Source organism: Citrobacter telavivensis (assembly GCA_009363175.1).
In the GTDB taxonomy this organism is placed as follows: Bacteria; Pseudomonadota; Gammaproteobacteria; order Enterobacterales; family Enterobacteriaceae; genus Citrobacter_A; species Citrobacter_A telavivensis.
The window spans coordinates 1-17,796 of sequence record CP045203.1 but is presented as its reverse complement, the minus strand read 5'-3'; the positions used below and the strand labels follow the sequence as shown (position 1 = coordinate 17,796).

Genomic DNA, 17,796 nt, shown 5'->3' with positions numbered 1-17,796 from the left:
GCCTCATATTAGACGGGGAGGGTGCTTAATTGGTCATTAAGCCTAAGTGATGATGGAGCCCAGTAGCCGGAACCGCACATCCACCGTTCACCAGGAAATGAAAAACCCTCTCTGATAAGAAACTCCCTAAGTTCGGTGCTGATGACATTCTCAACCTTTAAGATGTAGTTATTTGTCTCAGCTGCTTCTTTTAATTTCGAGAGTAACTGTCTGAAAAATCCTTTGCCTGGGGTCTTCACTGAAATGGTTGCGACTACCAGTACCGACGAACCGAGGTATGACATTTTTCCCGTCCGGGCACGGATGTATAACTCATCTACTAACTGAAGACCTTGAACCTTCATTGATTTTGAATGAAAGATGCTTTTTTTTGCTTCAACCATTAAGTGAGTGAATGATTGAAGGATCTTATTGATGTCTCTGTCATGACAACTCATATAATCACCAAATTAAATCAGCATAATAAATTGCACAGTGTATAGCGTAACTTTTCAATAAAGTTGATGCTTTGAAATAAAAGCAACAATACATAATCTTTGTGTCTTATTGGCTAAGGTTGTTATGTAATTATCAGAGGTTTTTAATCCTTTCTAAAGATGCTAGATATGCTTCATAGTTATCTCCAAATTTTTTCTTTGCCCGTCTTACTCTCATCTTTTCTGCCAGTTCACTCTTATGCTCGGTCTGGTATTTTTTATTGTTTTGGAGTTTTACACCTGCACCGGAACCGGCAGCATAATTTCTGTTTTTATCGCTAATGCACAACTTGCATTTACTTTTAAGGCCAAACTTACCCTTAAGTTCCTTACCGAATTCTTCGAAGGGTTTAACCTGATTGCATCCTTTACAGCGTTTGCACCCAGAGGGGAGATCTTCATTAGCCATGTCTAGTTCCAGTGGTTAAAGGTAATGAACTGCATTTTACTGCAAACAGGCACTTCCAACCATAAAATCGACTACTTAACCATAATTCAACATAAGGTTCATTAAGCGCACCAAGGTAAGGTGTTGATTGTTAAGGGTTTATCAGGGGGTTCTCTTGACTTGTTGGTATCCTCGGACTCAGGCTGTTACGTATCCTGTGACTAACTGAGCCCCGTCCGTGGTGACCAGTTAACAGATTCTCCAAGGAACCTTGTTAACGCTGCTTTAGCATACTGAGGCTTTGAGTAGTATCTGGGAAACCAGCCATCATAAGTTTGTGTGCCATTGCGCCGGTATTCTGGCCTGACTGACAGCTTACATCCATTACCATCAGTAGAAATACAAAAAGTGTACCCATCAACAGAATCAGAAGTAAGCTGAATGGATGTCATTGGGGATACCTCATTATTGAACTAACCAGAAACTACAATGGTGATCCGACATGGTTTCCTCGATTTTACCGACTGAGCTGTCATATAGCGATACCTTTTATTCTTAGGTTCTCTTGCAGTATTGGCTATCGATTGTCACAATTTAGTCTGGTGGCACTGGTTCATTTTTCGGGTGGTTTGTTACTTTTTCCGTTGGTGTTCCAGGGCTACCGACCTCTGCATGTACGTATACATCCCTCTTTCTCGTTTACCCCGCCAGATTTCAATCCGATAGAATCGTTCCTGTTTTACTCACTCGTAATTCACTTTTCATAGTCATTTTGTGGACATTAAACGTGCGCTACAGGTGCGCATTCCTTGCTTCAGGATGGCTTACTATCTAAAATGGCAGAGATTTTTGATACTTTTGAACATTTTAATGAGGTATATACCATGATGAACATCGCTTGTGATGACGGCTCAACGAACGTAAAACTTGCCTGGATTGAGAATGGTGAAATCAAAACTCATGTTTCGCAGAACGCCTTCCGCGAAGGCTGGGCTACTCCACTCGCATTTGGTGGTAAAACTATCTACAACTATCTCATTGATGGGCGGAAATTTACTCACGACATTGGTTCAACATCTGCAATTACAACAACGCATACCTCTTTCCAGTTCGACGCTGTAAGTCGCGTAGCAATTCATCATGCCCTTTTGACTTCCGGTCTTGAGCCACAGGATGTTGAACTTACAGTGACACTGCCGGTGGCCATGTTCTTCACGAGCGATGCGCAGTTGAACGAAGCTAATATTGAAAAGAAAAAGGCCAACGTTATGGGCCCAATAACCCTGAATAATGGCGAAACTTTTCATGTTGTAAAAGTTAACGTAATGCCTGAATCAGTACCTGCGGCTGAATATCTGATTGATCCTAAAACAACCACGCAGCTTACACGAACCCTGGTTGTCGATCTGGGGGGAACAACCCTAGACCTGGCCATCATTCAGGGGGCAATGGAGGGCATATCTGATATCTTTGGCAACAGCGATGTTGGCGTTTCACGAGTGACAAAAGCTGTTATGGCTGCGCTCCAGGATGCCCAGTCTCCAAGTAGTTATGCCATTGCGGATATCATCATTAAAAACCGTCATGATAGAGCGTTGATTGCTTCTGCGGTCAATGATCACTCTAAAATTGATGCCATCATTGACGTTATCGATTCTGAGTCGAAAAATCTGGCCGAAGCTGTTGCAGCTGATATACGTCGTCAGAACAGCGTCCACAAAATCATACTGGCCGGGGGCGGTGCTGAGCTCATCCATTCTCATATTGTCGAACTATTCCCTAAGCTGGATGTCATCAAAGCGCCTGACGCGCAGCTCGCGCTCGTCAAAGCAATGGCAAGCGTCTAAACGAGGTTATGTGATGGAAGAAGATAAACGTTTACTCGTCTGGCTCCGCCCCGGCAATAATCCAGAAGACGGTAAAGCTCTTGATATTATGGAGCGCTTACCCCGCCGATCCCGGGGGGAATTTTACCGTAAGGCACTGGTAATTGCGTCTGCCTTGCATGAGCTCGACCCTCGGTTAATAAATTTGCTGGCCGCACAAACCACGACATCGTTTAATGCCGAAACGCTGAGCAACATTCTGTCGCAAACGCTGGGCATTGCCGTTGAACGGAATTCTTCACCAGTGGAAACCCAGGCCACAGGTATCCGAGCAACAACCATCATTGATTCGGATAAGCCTGCTGAGCAGAAAGAACCAATTCCTAAACCCTCCCTGATGATGCAAACCCTCAAACGTTGAATCCGAACCGGCTACTAGTAGCCGGTTTACTCACCTTGCTCGGTTAACAAGCTGAGATAGATCCGCAACCCCTTATCCAGTGACTCTCTAATGGCATCTGCTGCTGCCCCTGCATCCCTGTTTGAAAGAGCGAGTTCAAGCGACGAGAAAAATATTGGCCATTTATCCTCCGAGTCAGATTCGAACGTGTAACTCAGAGTTGGCCACAGGTTAATCCACAGTTGGGTTACAATTTTGAAAAACTCAGGCAGACCGGCGTATATGTAAAGCTTCAGCCGCAGAGTGAGGTTTAGCTGGTGCGCCAGATAAACATCCCTACGTTCATATGCGGAACGCAGCTTTTGGCACAAAGACAGGCATTCTTCAAAGCCATTGGCATCCATTTTCAGTACGGCCTTTTCTGCCAGTTCTGGCTCAATCAATCGCCTCATAATGAACCCTGTTCCATGGCTCCAGATGACAAACATGATCTCATATCAGGGACTTGTTCGCACCTTCCCTAAAGCACTCGTATTGACCGTGGCGGCTACCACATTCTGTCTGATGACCAGCCCGGCGTTCGCGGTTGAGGAAACCACGCCGCAGAATATGACCTGTCAGGAATTTATGGATATGAACCCAAAAAGCATGACCCCGGTGGCCTTCTGGGTAGTGAATCGCAACACCGACTTTAGCGGCGGCGACTATGTTGACTGGCATGAAGTCGAGACCGTTTCGGTACCGAAAATGCTGCAGGAGTGCCACAAGAACCCCGCCGCTAAACTTGGCGATCTCAGCGCGGTCATCAAAAAATAACCCCCCCGGCATCAGGCCGGGGAAACCCGCCGCGCTGCGGCGGGTCCCGCTTTACTCATCGATACCGCATTCGCACGGCAGAAAGCGGCCGATAAGCTTGCGATACAAAAACGCCCCGATAATCGCCCCCACCACCGGCGCCAGCAGCGGCACCAGAAAGTAAGGGATCGCCAGCACACCGGTAAAGGCGATCGAGCCCCACCCGGCCAGACTGGTAAACAGTTTTGGGCCGAAGTCGCGCGCCGGATTCAGCGCAAAGCCGGTTAGCGGCCCCATCGACGCGCCGATCACGGCGATCAGCAAGCCAATCAGCAACGGCGCCAGCGGCCCGCGCGGAATTCCGTTGCCGTCGTCGGTCAGGGCCATGATCATCGCCATCAGGATTGCCGTGATGGTGGTCTCAACGGCAAACGCTTGTATAAAAGTGATATGTGGATGCGGGTACGTGGAAAAGACCCCGGCCAGGTTAAGGCTGGCGGCAGTGCCGCGCACGATATGCTGACTCTGTTCAAGATCGAGAAACAGCTGGCGATAGAGCCCATACACCAGCGCGGCGGCGCAGAAGGCCCCGGCCGTCTGGGCAACAATAAACGGCAGCACCTTGCGGCGTTCAAAACAGGCGAACAGCCACAGGGCAATGGTCACCGCCGGATTAAGGTGCGCGCCGGAGACACCGGCCGTCAGGTAGATGGCCATGGCGACGCCAAGGCCCCAGATAATACTGATCTCCCACTGACCAAAGCTGGCCCCGGCGACCCGCAGCGCAGCGACGCAGCCCGCGCCGAAGAAAATGAGCAATCCGGTGCCAAGAAACTCGGCCACGCACTGCCCGGTTAAGGTAGAAGTCTGGTTCATTATCGGCATCCTGAAATAGCACGTTAAAGAGAGAGGCTGGCGCGAGCGCCCGTTTAATTCGCCTGACCGGCCAGTAGCAGCCCGGTGGCGACCGCATTGCGCGGCCCTTCTGTTCCCCGAATATTGCCCTGCCCGGCGACTACGCCATAGTGCGACAAGGCTTCCGTGATAAGCTGCGGGATCTCAAAGTCCAGCGATGAGCCGCCCACCAGCACCACAAAGGCGATATCGCGAATGGAACCGCCGGGTGAGACCTGGCGCAGCGCGCGCAGGCAGTTGGTGACAAACACTTTCTCTTTCGCCTGCCGGCGCACGAGACGAATTTTTTCCAGCGGGCTGGCGTTATCGATCGGCACCAGTTCGCCCTCCTTGATGTACACCACTTTGGCGAACACCGCCGGGCTGAGGGCTTCCCGAAAGAACTCCACCGCGCCATTCTCGTGACGAATACTGAACAGGCTTTCCACTTTGGCCAGCGGGTATTTTTTTATCGCTTCCGCCAGCGAAAGATCCTCGAGGCCCAGCTCGGTTTTAATCAACAGGCTGACCATATTCCCCGCCCCGGCGAGATGGACCGCCGTTATCTGCCCCTCCGCGTTGACGATCGCCGCATCCGTCGAGCCGGCGCCGAGATCGAGGATCGCCAGCGGCGCCGCACAGCCGGGAGTGGTTAACGCCCCGGCGATGGCCATGTTGGCCTCCACGCCGCCCACCACCACCTCGGTCTGCAGTCGGGCGCTCAGTTCGCGGGCGATAACCTGCATTTGCAGACGGTCCGCTTTCACCATCGCCGCCATCCCGACGGCATTTTCCATGGCGCACTCGCCGGCCATCCCGCCCTGCACCTTGCGCGGAATAAACGTATCCACCGCCAGCAGATCCTGGATGTATATCGCGCTCATCTCATGGCCGGTCAGGGACGCCATTACCTTTCGCACCCGCTCCAGCATGCCGCCTGCGTGCGTGCCTGCTTCACCACGAATATCACACACGGGCGCGCAGGCGCTCATCGCCTGCATAATGGCCTGCGCGCCTTGCGCTACGTCGGCTTCACCGCCACGCTTTTCACCACGGATAAAGATCTTACCCGCCGGGATCACTCTTGATCGCACATCTCCCTGCGGGGTTTTCAGCACCACAGCGGAACGGTTGCCAATCAGCGCTCTGGCGATGGGGACAATAGTTTGTGTTTCCTCAGGGGTCAGGGCAAAGAAGGTTGCGATACCGTAAGGATTCGACAGCACCCGCACCACCTGTCCCGGGGCCGCCACTTCCACCGCCGCCAGCACGCCTTCCGGCACCTTCTCCAGTAGAGTGACTTCATCAACCACCGGTATTGGCCGATGCAGGCGATTATTCACCAGCACGCCATCATCTTTTTTCAGGATGGCCGCCACCACGTTGACGCCGCGATCCAGCGCTTCATTGATAAACCAAACCGCCTCAAGGAAATCCATCTCCTCACCCACCAACGGTATCCAGCCCTGGGCAAATCGATCCTCGCTCAACGCCGCCAACTTCTCCACGGCGATGGTGGTTCCCATGCCCACGCCAACGCCGCCGGGCGTTTGCGGGTTATGACCAATCATCGTTGATTCGGTAATGATGGTTTCAGTGATGGTTTCCATCGCCACATCGCCAATCACCGGTGCGGCCTCGTTGATGCAGATTTTTGCCACGTCCTGCAGCGACCACGGCGTTTTATCCAGCGCCTGCTGCAGGGACGCGACCACCCCGGCGATATTCTCCCGCGTGCCTTTCATCCCGGTCGTGGCGACAATCCCGCTGCCGATAAACCGGCCATCCTGCGCCAACGCCACTTCAGTGGTGGCGTTGCCGATATCGATCCCTGCAATTAACGGCATGCTGCCTCCGTCACTGACTGCCTTTACGCAGCTTATTTCTCTGCTGGTATACCTCTGCCGACTCGCGGACAAACCCGGCGTTCACCGTGGCGTGCCAGGTGTGTTCCAGTTCATCGGCAATGGCCTGCAACTCGGCGAACGAAGAACGAAACGGCCTCAGTGCGTTGTAGATCTCCAGAATGCGGGCATCCGGGATCGCAATCAGTTCTGCCGCACGACGAAAATTGCGCGCCACGGCATGACGCTGCATCTGCTCGGCAATCTGCGCCTGGTACTCCAGCGTTTGCTGAGAAATACGCACATCCTGCGGCCCTACGCGGCCCGCCAGCACATTCTCAAGGGTAATGTCGGTTAGCGGCTTGCCGCCAGGCGTCCGGATTTTCTCCGGGCAGCGGGTGGCTAATGGGTAATCCTGCGCGGTCATGATGTTGTCGTTCATGGTCATTCCCTTACCAGTGCAATATGCAACGTGACAGGCGCAGCATCCTGCACCACGTGTTTGGTTTCTTTGATGTGAAACAGCGCGGCCTTGGCCATAAATTTAGGGCGCACCATCTGGTCATTGACCACTGGCACCGGCGAAGGCGACTCTTTGCGTGCATAGCGTGCGGCGTTTTTACCAATCTGACGATAGGTTTCCAGCGTCAGCAGCGGAGCCTGAGAAAACAGTTCCAGGTTACTTAGCGGCAGCAGATCGCGCTGATGAATCACCGTGGTTCCTTTCGACTGGATACCAATCCCAATGCCTGAGCCGCTGAGATTTGCCGCATCCCATGCCATAAAAGAAACATCTGAGGTGCGCAGGATCCTCACTACTCGCGCATGCAGCCCCTCTTCTTCGATGCCAGCAACCAGCTCTTTCAAAATCGCGTTGTGCGGCATATCAATCAAGGTTTTATGCTGATACTTATCAAAGGCCGGGCCGACGCCTATCACGACTTCATCCACGCGTTCGTCCGCTTTAGCCGCCTCGCCTTCGCTCACCTGTAAGATGAAAACCGGCTTACGTTCAGTTGTGCATTCCACTGTGTACCGCCTTATTCGATCGAGCCGGGCTGAACCACGCCCGCAATATTTTTAATTTCCGCCCAGCGTTCGGCACTGATGCGATAGCCGGTACCAGGTCCCTGATAATCATTGATGTCGTTGACGGCGCTGACGACGTCGAACTGGCGATCCAGAATAGCCGACGTTTGCAGGTAATCACCGGTAACACGCTGTCTCAGCATATTGAGGATGTTACTGGCGATATCTTCGAAACCGCTACGGCTTAGTGCGCCGACGATATCCAGCCCGGTGATATTGCGCTTCATCATCTCTTCCACGGCGGCCAGATCTTCCACCACATTGCGCGCGGGCATATCTTTGCTGCCGTGAGCATAAGTAGCAGCTTCGACTTCTTCATCGCTAATCAGCGGCAGGCCCAGTTCGCGGAACACTGCCTGAATGGCGCGTGCCGCCTTGTTGCGGATGGCGATGGTTTCTTCTTCGGTTACAGGACGCAGACCACCATCAACCATCAGATCGCGTTGCAGAATGTTGTAATCATCGAAGTCTTCCGCGTCGAAGTTCGACCCGGCAAACATGTTGTCGTAGTTCGGTACGGCGCTATAGCCGGAGAAGATAAAGTCGGTGCCGGGAAGCATTTGCATCAGGGTACGGGCGGTACGGCGAATATCAGAGTGGGAAAAGGTCTGGTCATTGGCGGAGGCCACTTCAAGGTCGAGCATTGAGGCAATCAGGTTTTCCGCCAGCACCGCGCGGATCCCCGACGGCACCGCGCCGGTCATGCCAATACAGCTGACCGCACCGTTTTGCAGCCCCTGTACGCCCGCGCCTTTGGTGATAAAGATGCAGCGCGACTCCAGATAGAGCATCGATTTACTCTCGGAATAGCCCATCAGCGCTTCCGAACCGGTGCCAGAGGTGTAACGCATTTTCAGTCCGCGAGACGCATAGGCCGAGGCGAGAAACGCTTTGGACCACGGCGTATCATCGCCGTCGGTAAACACAGACTCTGTACCGTATACCGACACGGTTTCGGCGTAGCTGGTTAACCCGCGCATCCCCAGCTCCAGCTCAGTCGCCTCCTCAACGGAACATTGCGTCAGCACGCCGGGGCGACCGCACTGGGAACCGACCAGCAGCGCCAGGGCGTTAAACGGCGCATAGCGGGCGATCCCGACCGTCGTTTCCTGTTCTGAAAAACCACGGATCCCCGCTTCAGCCGCATCGGCGGCAATCTGTACCGGGTTGTCTTTCAGGTTGGTGACATGGCACTGGTTGGACGGCGTGCGTCTGGCGCGCATTTTTTGCAGCGCCATCATCATTTCCACCACGTTCATTTGCGCCATCACCTCCACCGCTTTCGCCGGGGTGATAGCGGTGGTAATAGCAACAATCTCTTCCCGGCTGACGTGGATATCCACCAGCATTCTGGCGATCTCCAGCGCGTCGAGCCGCATTGCCCGTTCAGTTTCAGCCACGTTAATCGCGTAGTCGGCAATAAAACGGTCAATCATGTCGAACTCGGCGCGGCTCTTGCCGTCCAGCTCAACAATACGACCATTCTCTACCTTCACCGACGAAGCCGGATCGTAGGGGCTTTCCATGGCGATCAGTCCCTCTTCAGGCCATTCGCCAATCAGCCCATCCTGATTTACAGGGCGCTTCGCAAGCACTTCGAATCGTTTTGATCTTCTCATAGTTTATGGACTCAAAAGATAAAAAATAGGGACGCCGGGCCGTATTGCCGGGGACACACCTCCCGGCATTCGCCTTTCATCAGCAATGGCCGAACTCTAAATGAGCACAGCAATAAAAAAATAAAATTAATTTCGTTCCAATTTGGCACGTAATAAAAATTCATCGTTCCATATTGAAACGGTTCTCAGGAATATTCGTAGCGAATTGTGACGAAGTTAAATGATCATTATCAATAAACACTAATACACAAAATTAAATTAATACTTTTTAAATTTTCACCCTATTGACTTAATAACGCGCGGCGAGAAAATAAAGCCAAACCCAATGATAAAAAATAGCTGTATCGCGATATTTTCGTGACATCAGCCCTACAACATTTTCAGGAGAGACTGTGAATAAGAGCCAACCAATCGCCACCATTACGCTGGCGGCGGCGAAAAAAATGGCGCAGGCCGTCGAGGCTAAAGCGCTTGAGATCAACGTGCCGGTGGTCTTTTCCGTGGTGGATCGCGGCGGCAACACGCTGCTGATGCAACGCATGGACGACGCGTTCGTCACCAGCTGTGATATTTCTCTTAATAAAGCGTATACCGCCTGCTGTCTGCGGCAGGGGACCCATGAAATTACCGACGCGGTACAACCGGGTGCGTCACTATATGGTTTACAGCTAACGAATCAACAGCGGATCGTTATTTTTGGTGGCGGCTTACCTGTCATGTTAAACGATAAATTAATCGGTGCTGTCGGCGTAAGTGGCGGTACTGTCGAACAAGACATGTTATTAGCGCAAACCGCACTGAATTGTTTCTCTGAATTATAATTTAAATCTAAGAAGGTAAATTATGAGCTATCGTATGTTTGATTACCTGGTGCCAAATGTGAACTTTTTTGGCCCGAATGCTATTTCCGTCGTGGGCGAACGCTGCAAACTGTTGGGCGGTAAAAAAGCGCTGCTGGTGACTGATAAAGGTCTGCGAGCCATTAAGGACGGCGCGGTTGATAAAACCCTCGAACATCTGCGTGAAGCCGGTATTGACGTGGTGGTGTTTGACGGCGTCGAGCCAAACCCTAAAGACACCAACGTGCGCGACGGCCTGGACGTTTTTCGTAAAGAGCAATGCGATATCATCGTTACCGTCGGCGGTGGTAGCCCGCATGACTGCGGTAAAGGCATCGGTATCGCGGCGACGCACGAAGGCGATCTCTATAGCTATGCCGGGATTGAAACCCTGACCAATCCGCTGCCGCCGATCGTCGCGGTGAATACCACCGCCGGTACCGCCAGCGAAGTCACCCGTCACTGCGTGCTGACCAATACCAAAACCAAAGTGAAGTTTGTGATTGTCAGTTGGCGCAACCTGCCGTCGGTTTCCATTAATGACCCACTGCTGATGCTCGGCAAACCTGCGCCACTGACTGCGGCAACAGGAATGGACGCCCTGACCCACGCCGTTGAGGCCTATATTTCAAAAGATGCCAACCCGGTTACCGACGCCGCCGCTATCCAGGCAATTCGTCTGATCGCCCGCAACTTACGCCAGGCCGTAGCACTGGGCAGCAACCTGAAAGCTCGCGAGAATATGGCCTATGCCTCTTTGCTGGCGGGTATGGCCTTCAACAACGCCAACCTTGGCTACGTTCACGCGATGGCGCATCAGCTTGGCGGTCTGTACGACATGCCGCACGGCGTAGCAAATGCCGTCCTGCTGCCGCACGTGGCGCGCTATAACCTGATCGCTAATCCGGAGAAATTTGCCGACATCGCGGAGTTTATGGGTGAGAACACTGACGGTCTGTCCACCATGGATGCTGCCGAGCTGGCGATTCGCGCCATCGCTCGCCTGTCAGCCGATATCGGTATTCCGCAGCATCTGCGCGAGCTGGGCGTCAAAGAAGCCGATTTCCCGTATATGGCGGAAATGGCGCTGAAAGACGGCAATGCCTTCTCCAACCCGCGTAAAGGTAACGAGAAAGAAATTGCCGGGATCTTCCGTCAGGCATTCTGATCAATAAGGGGGCGCAATGTCACTTTCATCACCGGGCGTACATCTGTTTTATCACTCACGCTGGCAGGATACGCGCGTGCTTGATGAACTATGCTGGGGGCTGGAAGAGCAAGGCGTCCCTTGCCGGACAATCTGTTGCGACGAGCATGACTGCGCGCTGGCCCTCAGCAAGCTGGCGGCTAAAAGCTCAACGCTACGCGTGGGTCTCGGCCTCAGCGCCAGTGGTGATATTGCCCTAACCCACGCCCAGCTACCCGAGGATCGGGCGCTGGTCTGCGGGCATATCGCCGCTGGGATAGCCAGCATCCGCACGCTCGGCGCCAATGCGGGCCAACTGGTCAAAGTGCTTCCCTTCAGCGAGATAAAATAAATGTATCGCATCTATACCCGAACCGGTGATAAAGGCACGACCGCGCTATTTGGCGGCAGCCGTATCGACAAAGACGACATCCGCGTTAACGCCTATGGTACGGTGGATGAACTGATTTCCCAGCTTGGCGTCTGCTATGCCAGCTCGCGCCAGGCAGAATTACGCCAGGATCTGCATGCCATCCAGAAGATGCTGTTTGTGCTGGGGGCGGAACTCGCCAGCGATGAGAAAGGTCTCGCCCGCTTAACGCAGACGATTAACGCCGAGGATATTCAGGCGCTGGAGCAACTTATTGATCGCAATATGGCGCAGAGCGGCCCCCTGAAAGAATTTGTCATTCCGGGGAAAAATCTGGCATCGGCACAACTACACGTGGCGCGCACCCTGGCACGGCGGCTGGAGCGGATCCTCATCGCGATGGACAAAAAGCTGACGTTACGCGATGAACCCAGGCGTTATATCAACCGGCTGTCGGATGCGCTGTTCTCCATGGCCAGAATCGAAGAAACTACTCCAGATGTTTGCGCTTAAACTGGCTGGCGTCGATGTCGTACTGCTTCATCTTACGCCACAAGGTGGTGCGACCAATATTCAGCAGTTGCGACATCTCCTGTACTCGCCCACTGGTGACACGGGCGGCATGGATAATCGCCTCTTTTTCGATAGCGGTAAACGTCAGGCTGGCTGGCAGCAGGGAAGACGCGGTCTCCAGACCGGGACGCTCGGCAAACAGATAATCAGGTAAATTACTCAGCCGGATATGCCCGTTATCGCTACTGATAGCGATGTTTTCGATAATGCTGTTCAGCTCGAAATCATTGCCCGGCCACGAATAAGCCACCAGTTGTGCCAGCGCGTCGTCGTCGATCTTCAGGCTGGATGAGAAGCGTTTTTTCAGGCTATTCAGTCGCGTATAAATCAGCGAGGGAATACTGTTACGCCGCGCCCGTAGCGGCGGGATAACAATCTCAAAAGAGTGCAGCGCGTAATACAGTTGGCGGCTAAAGCGGTTTTGCTCCACCAGATTAGCGAGATCAACCGTAGTGGTGGCGATCACTTTCACATCCACCGGAATCAGCCGACGGGCATCAAGACGGGTTAATACTCCCTGCTTAATCACCTGTAACAGCGCGGATTGCAGCTCCGGTGCCAGATATTCAATTTTCTCCAGAAACAGCGTGCCGCCGTTCGCCAGCTCAAGGCGGCTCAACCGACCATTTTCATCATCGGTAGGCGCACTGCCCATAAAATCCTGCCCCAGCACGCTGTTGGCATACAGCTGACAGTTCACGGCAATATACGGTCCGCTGGCGCGTTCGCTTTCATTGTGAATGGCCTGGCTCAGCAGCTCTTTCCCTACGCCCTCTTCCCCACACAGCAGGATCGGGAAACTCCCCCTTGCCGCCTGGCGACCAAAATGGATCAAGCGTCGGGTTTCCGGATCGTCCGTCGACATCTGCTCAAAGGTGTGGCTCACCTTACCAAGCTGGCTGGTCATCAGCTGACGCATTTGCTCCACCGGGTGCAGCAGCAGGATAAAGCTGTTGCCCTGCTCCTCAACAATCGGCTTCAGGGTGATAACAGCATCAACAAACTGGTGCTGGCTTTCAAAAGTGACTTCGACGTGATTCAGACCGCGGGCATGTTTAATTGCCCGACGCAGCAGCATGGGCATATTGAGCAGGTCGTGAATGTTTTTGCCCTGGCTGGCCTGCGCGTCGAGATGCAAAAGCAGCGCCGCGCGCGCATTGAGGAACTGCAACACCCCCTGCTCATTCCAGGCCATCACGCCATCATCCATGCTCTCCAGCAGCCCGTACATCTGGTTCAGATGGCGGTTGGATTCTGCCAGCAGGCTGTCGGTCAGCAATGAATTGCCGACTTCTCTGGCAATCGCCAGCGTCAGGGATAAATCAGAAACGGACTCATGTTCTACCAGACAGCACAATGAGATGGAGCCAAACAGATGCCCATGGTTATCGAACACCGGCGTCGAGCAGAACGACCACGGATGCAACGCCTGTTTAAAGTGCTGAGCGCCAGAGGTTTTTGTCGGCTGCCCCGGCATCGTCGCCAGCGACAGCGCACAACTGCCGATAATGCTTTCCGCGCAATAGCTGCCGTCGCGAAATCCAAGCTCCGCCAGCTGTTCTATCGTCTGCGGATCGCCGCAACGGCTGAGAATACAGGCTGATTCATCCAGAATCAGCAGTGCGCACGGACGACCGTCCATAAACTCCCAGGCATCTTCCAGCGCGGCCTGCGCAATCGTCAGCAGCGCCGTCTTGCGACGACAAATCGACTCAAAGGTCAGCCCTTGCGCCTGATGCGGCGCCTGCCAGGTTTCCCGCTGCATAAACTTGCTGCAACGATGCCAGGACTGGGCGAGAACCGAAGAGACTTCCTGCCCGATGCTATGCGTGTGCGCCGTCATATCCCTTTCCGCTGTTTTGCCATAGACAACCCCTCCGGCAGAGACTGTCAGAGGGGGAGAAGATGCTGGGTAAATTTACCTGTGCCCGATTAACGCGCCAGCCACTGCTGTCCCAGCAGGTCTGCCGTCAAAATAGCGGCATGTACGCTTTCAGGCGTCACCGGGAACGGCATATTGTGAATAGTTTCACCTTCTGCGCAGGTGGCTTTAGCCACGGCCATAATCTTGCCGTCAATGTCGTCTTTCACACCCATTTCCGCTAACGTTACCGGCAGGCCCACTTTCTGACAGAAATTCAGCACGGTTTCGATCTCTTCCATCGGGCTGTTCTGCAGCACCAGCTGCGCCAGCGTACCAAAGGCGACTTTTTCACCGTGGTACAGATGGTGGCACTCTTCCAGAATCGTAAAGCCGTTATGGATGGCATGTGCCCCCGCAAGGCCGCTGCTTTCAAAGCCGATACCGCTGAGGTAGGTGTTGGCTTCGACAATACGTTCCAGCGCATCGGTCACCACGCCAGCCTGGGCGGCTAAGCGTGCCTTTTCGCCTTCCGCCAGCAGGGTATCATAGCACAGGCGCGCCAGGCTCAGCGCCGCCACGGTGGACTGCCCGCCCGCCATGCTGGTCGCCCGAGCGTCATAACAGGCTTTCGCTTCAAACCAGGTCGAGAGCGCATCGCCCATCCCGGCCACCAGCAGACGTACCGGCGCTTTGGCAATAATTGCGGTATCCATCACCACCATATCCGGGTTTTTCGGGTAGATCAGATACTCTTCAAACTCACCCGCTTCGGTATAGATAACGGACAGCGCGCTGGTTGGCGCATCGGTTGAGGCGATGGTCGGGATCACCACTACCGGCAGCTTCTGGTAATAACCAATTGCTTTGGCGGTATCTAACGTTTTCCCACCGCCAATCCCAACCACGCCGCGGCAACCGTGTTTTTTCAGAATGGCAATCAGGCGATTAATTTCAACATGGCTGCATTCACCGTTGAAGCGTTCCGCGTGGCAGCTAATGTCATGGCTGTGCAGGCCATTGAGTACCTTTTCTCCCGCCAGCTTCATGACGAAGTCGTCCGCAATCACGAAAAAGCTGTCCGCCAGATTTTTAGCGTATTGACCAAATAAGGTAGAAGCGTCAGGACCCTGGAGATATTTGGCTGGAGATTGAATAACTTTTAGCATTCCTTTCATCCTCAAATAAGTACATGTTTTTACATGGTGAGCCCTGGCGTTAACCCGTTTAGCCTGATGTTGACGGCGAAAGCGGACGTACCGGAGCGATGTAATAACTGTATGGCGAGGCGTGTACAAAAAAATCTTTCGTCATTTTGTTCTGATATGGAACAGATAAAAATGACATGCGTTTCATATTGGAACGCTTAACCACAAAAATAATGAGATTTGCGATCTCGATCCGTTCCGTTACCGCGAAATTACCGACAAACACGATGATAAATTTCCCCAATTACGCGCCATCCTGGGTAAAGCCCCGCAAAAAAGACTGACTGCGCCGTGTGGCCTGCTCTGATCGCAGGAGGAAAAAGTCGAGCGAGTTCGCATTGTGATGATTTCTCGCCTAATTAAGTTTCATTTCGGAACAAAAAACAGCAATCACGTTTCGTAATGAAACTCATTTTCGTGTTGTTTTTTTCCATGCTGACTTCGCCAGAATCTCTCTATCGCCTCCGCACCATGAACATGCATTCGGGGGTTTGTCTTACACTCAACCTCGAGGAGCCGTTATGTCTCAATTCTTTTTTAATCAACGCCCCCATCTCGTTAGCGACGTGATCGACGGTACAATTATCACCAGCCCGTGGAATAACCTGGCGCGTCTGGAGAGCGATCCGGCCATTCGCATCGTGGTTCGCCGCGACCTTAACAAAAATAACGTGGCGGTGATCTCCGGCGGCGGTTCAGGACACGAACCCGCGCACGTTGGGTTTATTTGCGACGGCAGATCGATTCAAAGGTCAGCCCCTGCGCCTGATGCGGCGCCTGCCAGGTTTCACGCTGCATAAATTTGCTGCAGCGATGCCACGACTGGCTGATAACGGCTGAAACTTCATTTTCCGCACCCTGAGTCTGAGCTGTCATATCCCTTTTCCGCTGGAGTTAACACAGTTAAAACGACAAAACCCTCCGGCAGCGGCTGCCGGAGGGAGGAGTTGATGCCGCAATGCGCCGCGGCATAGAACCTTGTGAAAGACTTAACGCGCCAGCCACTGCTGCCCAAGCAGGTCCGCGGTAAGGATGGCGGCGTAGACGCTATCCGCGGTGACCGGGAACGGCATATTGTGGATGGTTTCGCCTTCCGCGCAGGTGGCTTTCGCCACCGCGTGGATTTTGCTTTCGATACCCTCTTTCACGCCCATCTGGGCAAGGGTGATCGGCAGGCCGACTTTTTCACAGAAGCCCATCACGGTTTCGATCTCTTCCAGCGGGCTATTTTGCAGTACCAGCTGCGCCAGGGTGCCGAAAGCGACTTTTTCGCCGTGATACAGATGGTGGCACTCTTCAAGGATGGTGAAACCGTTGTGAATCGCGTGCGCGCCGGCCAGGCCGCTGCTCTCAAAACCGATACCGCTCAGATAGGTGTTGGCTTCGACAATACGCTCCAGCGCATCGGTCACCACTCCAGCCTGAGCCGCCAGGCGTGCTTTTTCGCCTTCCGCCAGCAGCGTATCATAGCACAGGCGCGCCAGGCTCAAGGCCGCCGCCGTGGACTGCCCGCCCGCCATGCTGGTGGCTCGCGCATCGAAGCAGGCCTTGGCTTCAAACCAGGTGGAGAGCGCATCGCCCATCCCGGCCACCAGCAAGCGTACCGGCGCTTTGGCGATAATCGCCGTGTCCATCACCACCATATCCGGGTTTTTCGGGTAGATCAGATACTCTTCAAACTCGCCCGCCTCGGTGTAGATAACCGACAGCGCGCTGGTCGGCGCATCGGTTGAGGCAATTGTCGGGATCACCACCACCGGCAGCTTCTGGTAATAGCCGATCGCCTTCGCTGTATCGAGGGTTTTCCCGCCGCCGATACCCACCACGCCGCGGCAGCCGTGCTGCTTAAGAATGGCGATCAGGCGGTTGATTTCCGCATGGCTGCACTCGCCGTTAAACCGTTCCGCATGGCAGCTAATATTGTGGCTATGCAGGCCGTTCAATACTTTGTCGCCCGCCAACTTCATCACGAAGTCATCGGCGATAACAAAAAAGCTGTCGGCCAGGTTTTTAGCGTATTCGCCAAACAGCATGGCGGCATCAGGTCCCTGGAGATATTTGGCTGGAGATTGAATAACTTTTAGCATTCCTTTCACCCTCAAATAAGTGCGTATGTTGACACGTGAGCCCAGGCCGTCATGCCGCGGCGCCTGATATCAATGGCGCTTACAGCCACGCTGCCGGAGCGATGCATCCACTGTAGGGCGAGCCGCGGCGAAAAAAATTTTTCCCTTTTTTGTTCTGTTCTGAAACAGATAAAAAAATAATGCGTTTCACATTGAAACAATGTGACTGAGAAAGCGATGGGATTGCGATCGCGATCGGATCATTTTGGCAAAAAAGCCGCTATCGTCTCCCCTCTTTAACGCAGAAAATCGCCTCAATGCGGCACAATGGCGAAAAAAATCATCCTTGCCCCATTTCTGAT

At 53.4% G+C, this 17,796-nt stretch carries 21 protein-coding genes; 8 read left to right on the top strand and 13 right to left on the bottom strand.

What is annotated here, in order from left to right:
* Positions 1–8: 8 nt before the first annotated feature.
* The 3 genes from GBC03_00105 to GBC03_00095 form a co-directional block, all read right to left on the bottom strand.
* Positions 9–284, bottom strand: coding sequence for a hypothetical protein (locus tag GBC03_00105; GenBank protein ID QFS68944.1), 276 nt, complete (start codon positions 282–284; stop codon positions 9–11).
* A 286-nt stretch (positions 285–570) separates the two neighbouring features.
* Positions 571–885, bottom strand: a complete 315-nt coding sequence (locus GBC03_00100; GenBank protein QFS68715.1) for a hypothetical protein — start codon at positions 883–885, stop codon at positions 571–573.
* A gap of 200 nt (positions 886–1,085) precedes the next feature.
* Complete coding sequence (locus GBC03_00095) at positions 1,086–1,316, bottom strand: hypothetical protein (GenBank protein ID QFS68714.1); 231 nt, start codon at positions 1,314–1,316, stop codon at positions 1,086–1,088.
* 432 nt (positions 1,317–1,748) lie between these two features.
* Here GBC03_00095 and GBC03_00090 point away from each other — a divergent pair, with 432 nt between their 5' ends.
* Both GBC03_00090 and GBC03_00085 read left to right on the top strand, forming a co-directional pair.
* Entirely contained in the window at positions 1,749–2,711 is a 963-nt protein-coding gene (locus GBC03_00090; protein ID QFS68943.1) for a plasmid stabilization protein, read from the top strand.
* 13 nt (positions 2,712–2,724) lie between these two features.
* On the top strand, positions 2,725–3,111 hold the full coding sequence (locus GBC03_00085) for a plasmid stability protein (protein QFS68713.1): 387 nt from the start codon (positions 2,725–2,727) through the stop codon (positions 3,109–3,111).
* Between the two features lie 26 nt (positions 3,112–3,137).
* Here the strand turns inward: GBC03_00085 and GBC03_00080 are convergent, their stop codons facing one another.
* The gene (locus tag GBC03_00080) at positions 3,138–3,542 is read right to left on the bottom strand and encodes an FCD domain-containing protein (GenBank protein QFS68942.1); all 405 of its coding nucleotides are present in this window, start codon (positions 3,540–3,542) and stop codon (positions 3,138–3,140) included.
* A 34-nt stretch (positions 3,543–3,576) separates the two neighbouring features.
* On the opposite strand from GBC03_00080, the gene hdeB reads away from it, so the two are divergent.
* Complete coding sequence (hdeB, locus tag GBC03_00075) at positions 3,577–3,906, top strand: acid-activated periplasmic chaperone HdeB (protein QFS68712.1); 330 nt, start codon at positions 3,577–3,579, stop codon at positions 3,904–3,906.
* A gap of 51 nt (positions 3,907–3,957) precedes the next feature.
* Here hdeB and GBC03_00070 read toward each other — a convergent pair whose 3' ends face one another.
* Genes GBC03_00070 through GBC03_00050 form a run of 5 tightly spaced genes read right to left on the bottom strand, consistent with a single transcriptional unit; the run spans position 3,958 to position 9,331 of the window.
* Positions 3,958–4,761, bottom strand: a complete 804-nt coding sequence (locus GBC03_00070) for an MIP family channel protein (GenBank protein ID QFS68711.1) — start codon at positions 4,759–4,761, stop codon at positions 3,958–3,960.
* 53 nt (positions 4,762–4,814) lie between these two features.
* Positions 4,815–6,626, bottom strand: coding sequence for a diol dehydratase reactivase subunit alpha (locus GBC03_00065; protein QFS68710.1), 1,812 nt, complete (start codon positions 6,624–6,626; stop codon positions 4,815–4,817).
* 10 nt (positions 6,627–6,636) lie between these two features.
* Positions 6,637–7,065, bottom strand: coding sequence for a diol dehydratase small subunit (locus tag GBC03_00060; GenBank protein ID QFS68709.1), 429 nt, complete (start codon positions 7,063–7,065; stop codon positions 6,637–6,639).
* Positions 7,066–7,067: 2 nt separating this feature from the next.
* Positions 7,068–7,652: a propanediol/glycerol family dehydratase medium subunit gene (locus tag GBC03_00055; protein QFS68708.1), complete on the bottom strand. Its 585-nt coding sequence runs from the start codon at positions 7,650–7,652 to the stop codon at positions 7,068–7,070.
* A gap of 11 nt (positions 7,653–7,663) precedes the next feature.
* Positions 7,664–9,331 (bottom strand): propanediol/glycerol family dehydratase large subunit, encoded by a 1,668-nt coding sequence (locus GBC03_00050; protein ID QFS68707.1) that lies wholly within the window; start codon positions 9,329–9,331, stop codon positions 7,664–7,666.
* A gap of 392 nt (positions 9,332–9,723) precedes the next feature.
* On the opposite strand from GBC03_00050, the gene GBC03_00045 reads away from it, so the two are divergent.
* From GBC03_00045 to GBC03_00030, 4 genes are read left to right on the top strand one after another with little or no spacing between them, the layout of a single operon-like run.
* The gene (locus GBC03_00045; GenBank protein QFS68706.1) at positions 9,724–10,152 is read left to right on the top strand and encodes a heme-binding protein; all 429 of its coding nucleotides are present in this window, start codon (positions 9,724–9,726) and stop codon (positions 10,150–10,152) included.
* 22 nt (positions 10,153–10,174) lie between these two features.
* Positions 10,175–11,338: an iron-containing alcohol dehydrogenase gene (locus GBC03_00040; GenBank protein ID QFS68705.1), complete on the top strand. Its 1,164-nt coding sequence runs from the start codon at positions 10,175–10,177 to the stop codon at positions 11,336–11,338.
* Between the two features lie 16 nt (positions 11,339–11,354).
* Entirely contained in the window at positions 11,355–11,708 is a 354-nt protein-coding gene (locus GBC03_00035; protein QFS68704.1) for a hypothetical protein, read from the top strand.
* Positions 11,709–12,239 (top strand): cob(I)yrinic acid a,c-diamide adenosyltransferase, encoded by a 531-nt coding sequence (locus tag GBC03_00030; protein ID QFS68703.1) that lies wholly within the window; start codon positions 11,709–11,711, stop codon positions 12,237–12,239. It abuts the gene before it with no gap.
* Here the strand turns inward: GBC03_00030 and dhaR are convergent.
* From dhaR to GBC03_00015, 3 genes are all read right to left on the bottom strand, one after another.
* Complete coding sequence (gene dhaR, locus GBC03_00025; protein ID QFS68702.1) at positions 12,217–14,142, bottom strand: PTS-dependent dihydroxyacetone kinase operon transcriptional regulator DhaR; 1,926 nt, start codon at positions 14,140–14,142, stop codon at positions 12,217–12,219. The genes GBC03_00030 and dhaR overlap by 23 nt on opposite strands.
* Positions 14,143–14,231: 89 nt before the next feature.
* Entirely contained in the window at positions 14,232–15,329 is a 1,098-nt protein-coding gene (locus tag GBC03_00020; GenBank protein QFS68701.1) for an iron-containing alcohol dehydrogenase, read from the bottom strand.
* A gap of 58 nt (positions 15,330–15,387) precedes the next feature.
* Complete coding sequence (locus tag GBC03_00015) at positions 15,388–15,612, bottom strand: hypothetical protein (protein QFS68700.1); 225 nt, start codon at positions 15,610–15,612, stop codon at positions 15,388–15,390.
* A gap of 277 nt (positions 15,613–15,889) precedes the next feature.
* On the opposite strand from GBC03_00015, the gene GBC03_00010 reads away from it, so the two are divergent.
* A complete protein-coding gene (locus tag GBC03_00010) occupies positions 15,890–16,168 on the top strand; it encodes a dihydroxyacetone kinase (GenBank protein ID QFS68699.1) in 279 nt (92 codons plus the stop codon).
* A 189-nt stretch (positions 16,169–16,357) separates the two neighbouring features.
* Here the strand turns inward: GBC03_00010 and GBC03_00005 are convergent, their stop codons facing one another.
* On the bottom strand, positions 16,358–17,455 hold the full coding sequence (locus tag GBC03_00005) for an iron-containing alcohol dehydrogenase (GenBank protein ID QFS68698.1): 1,098 nt from the start codon (positions 17,453–17,455) through the stop codon (positions 16,358–16,360).
* Between the last annotated feature and the right edge of the window lie 341 nt (positions 17,456–17,796).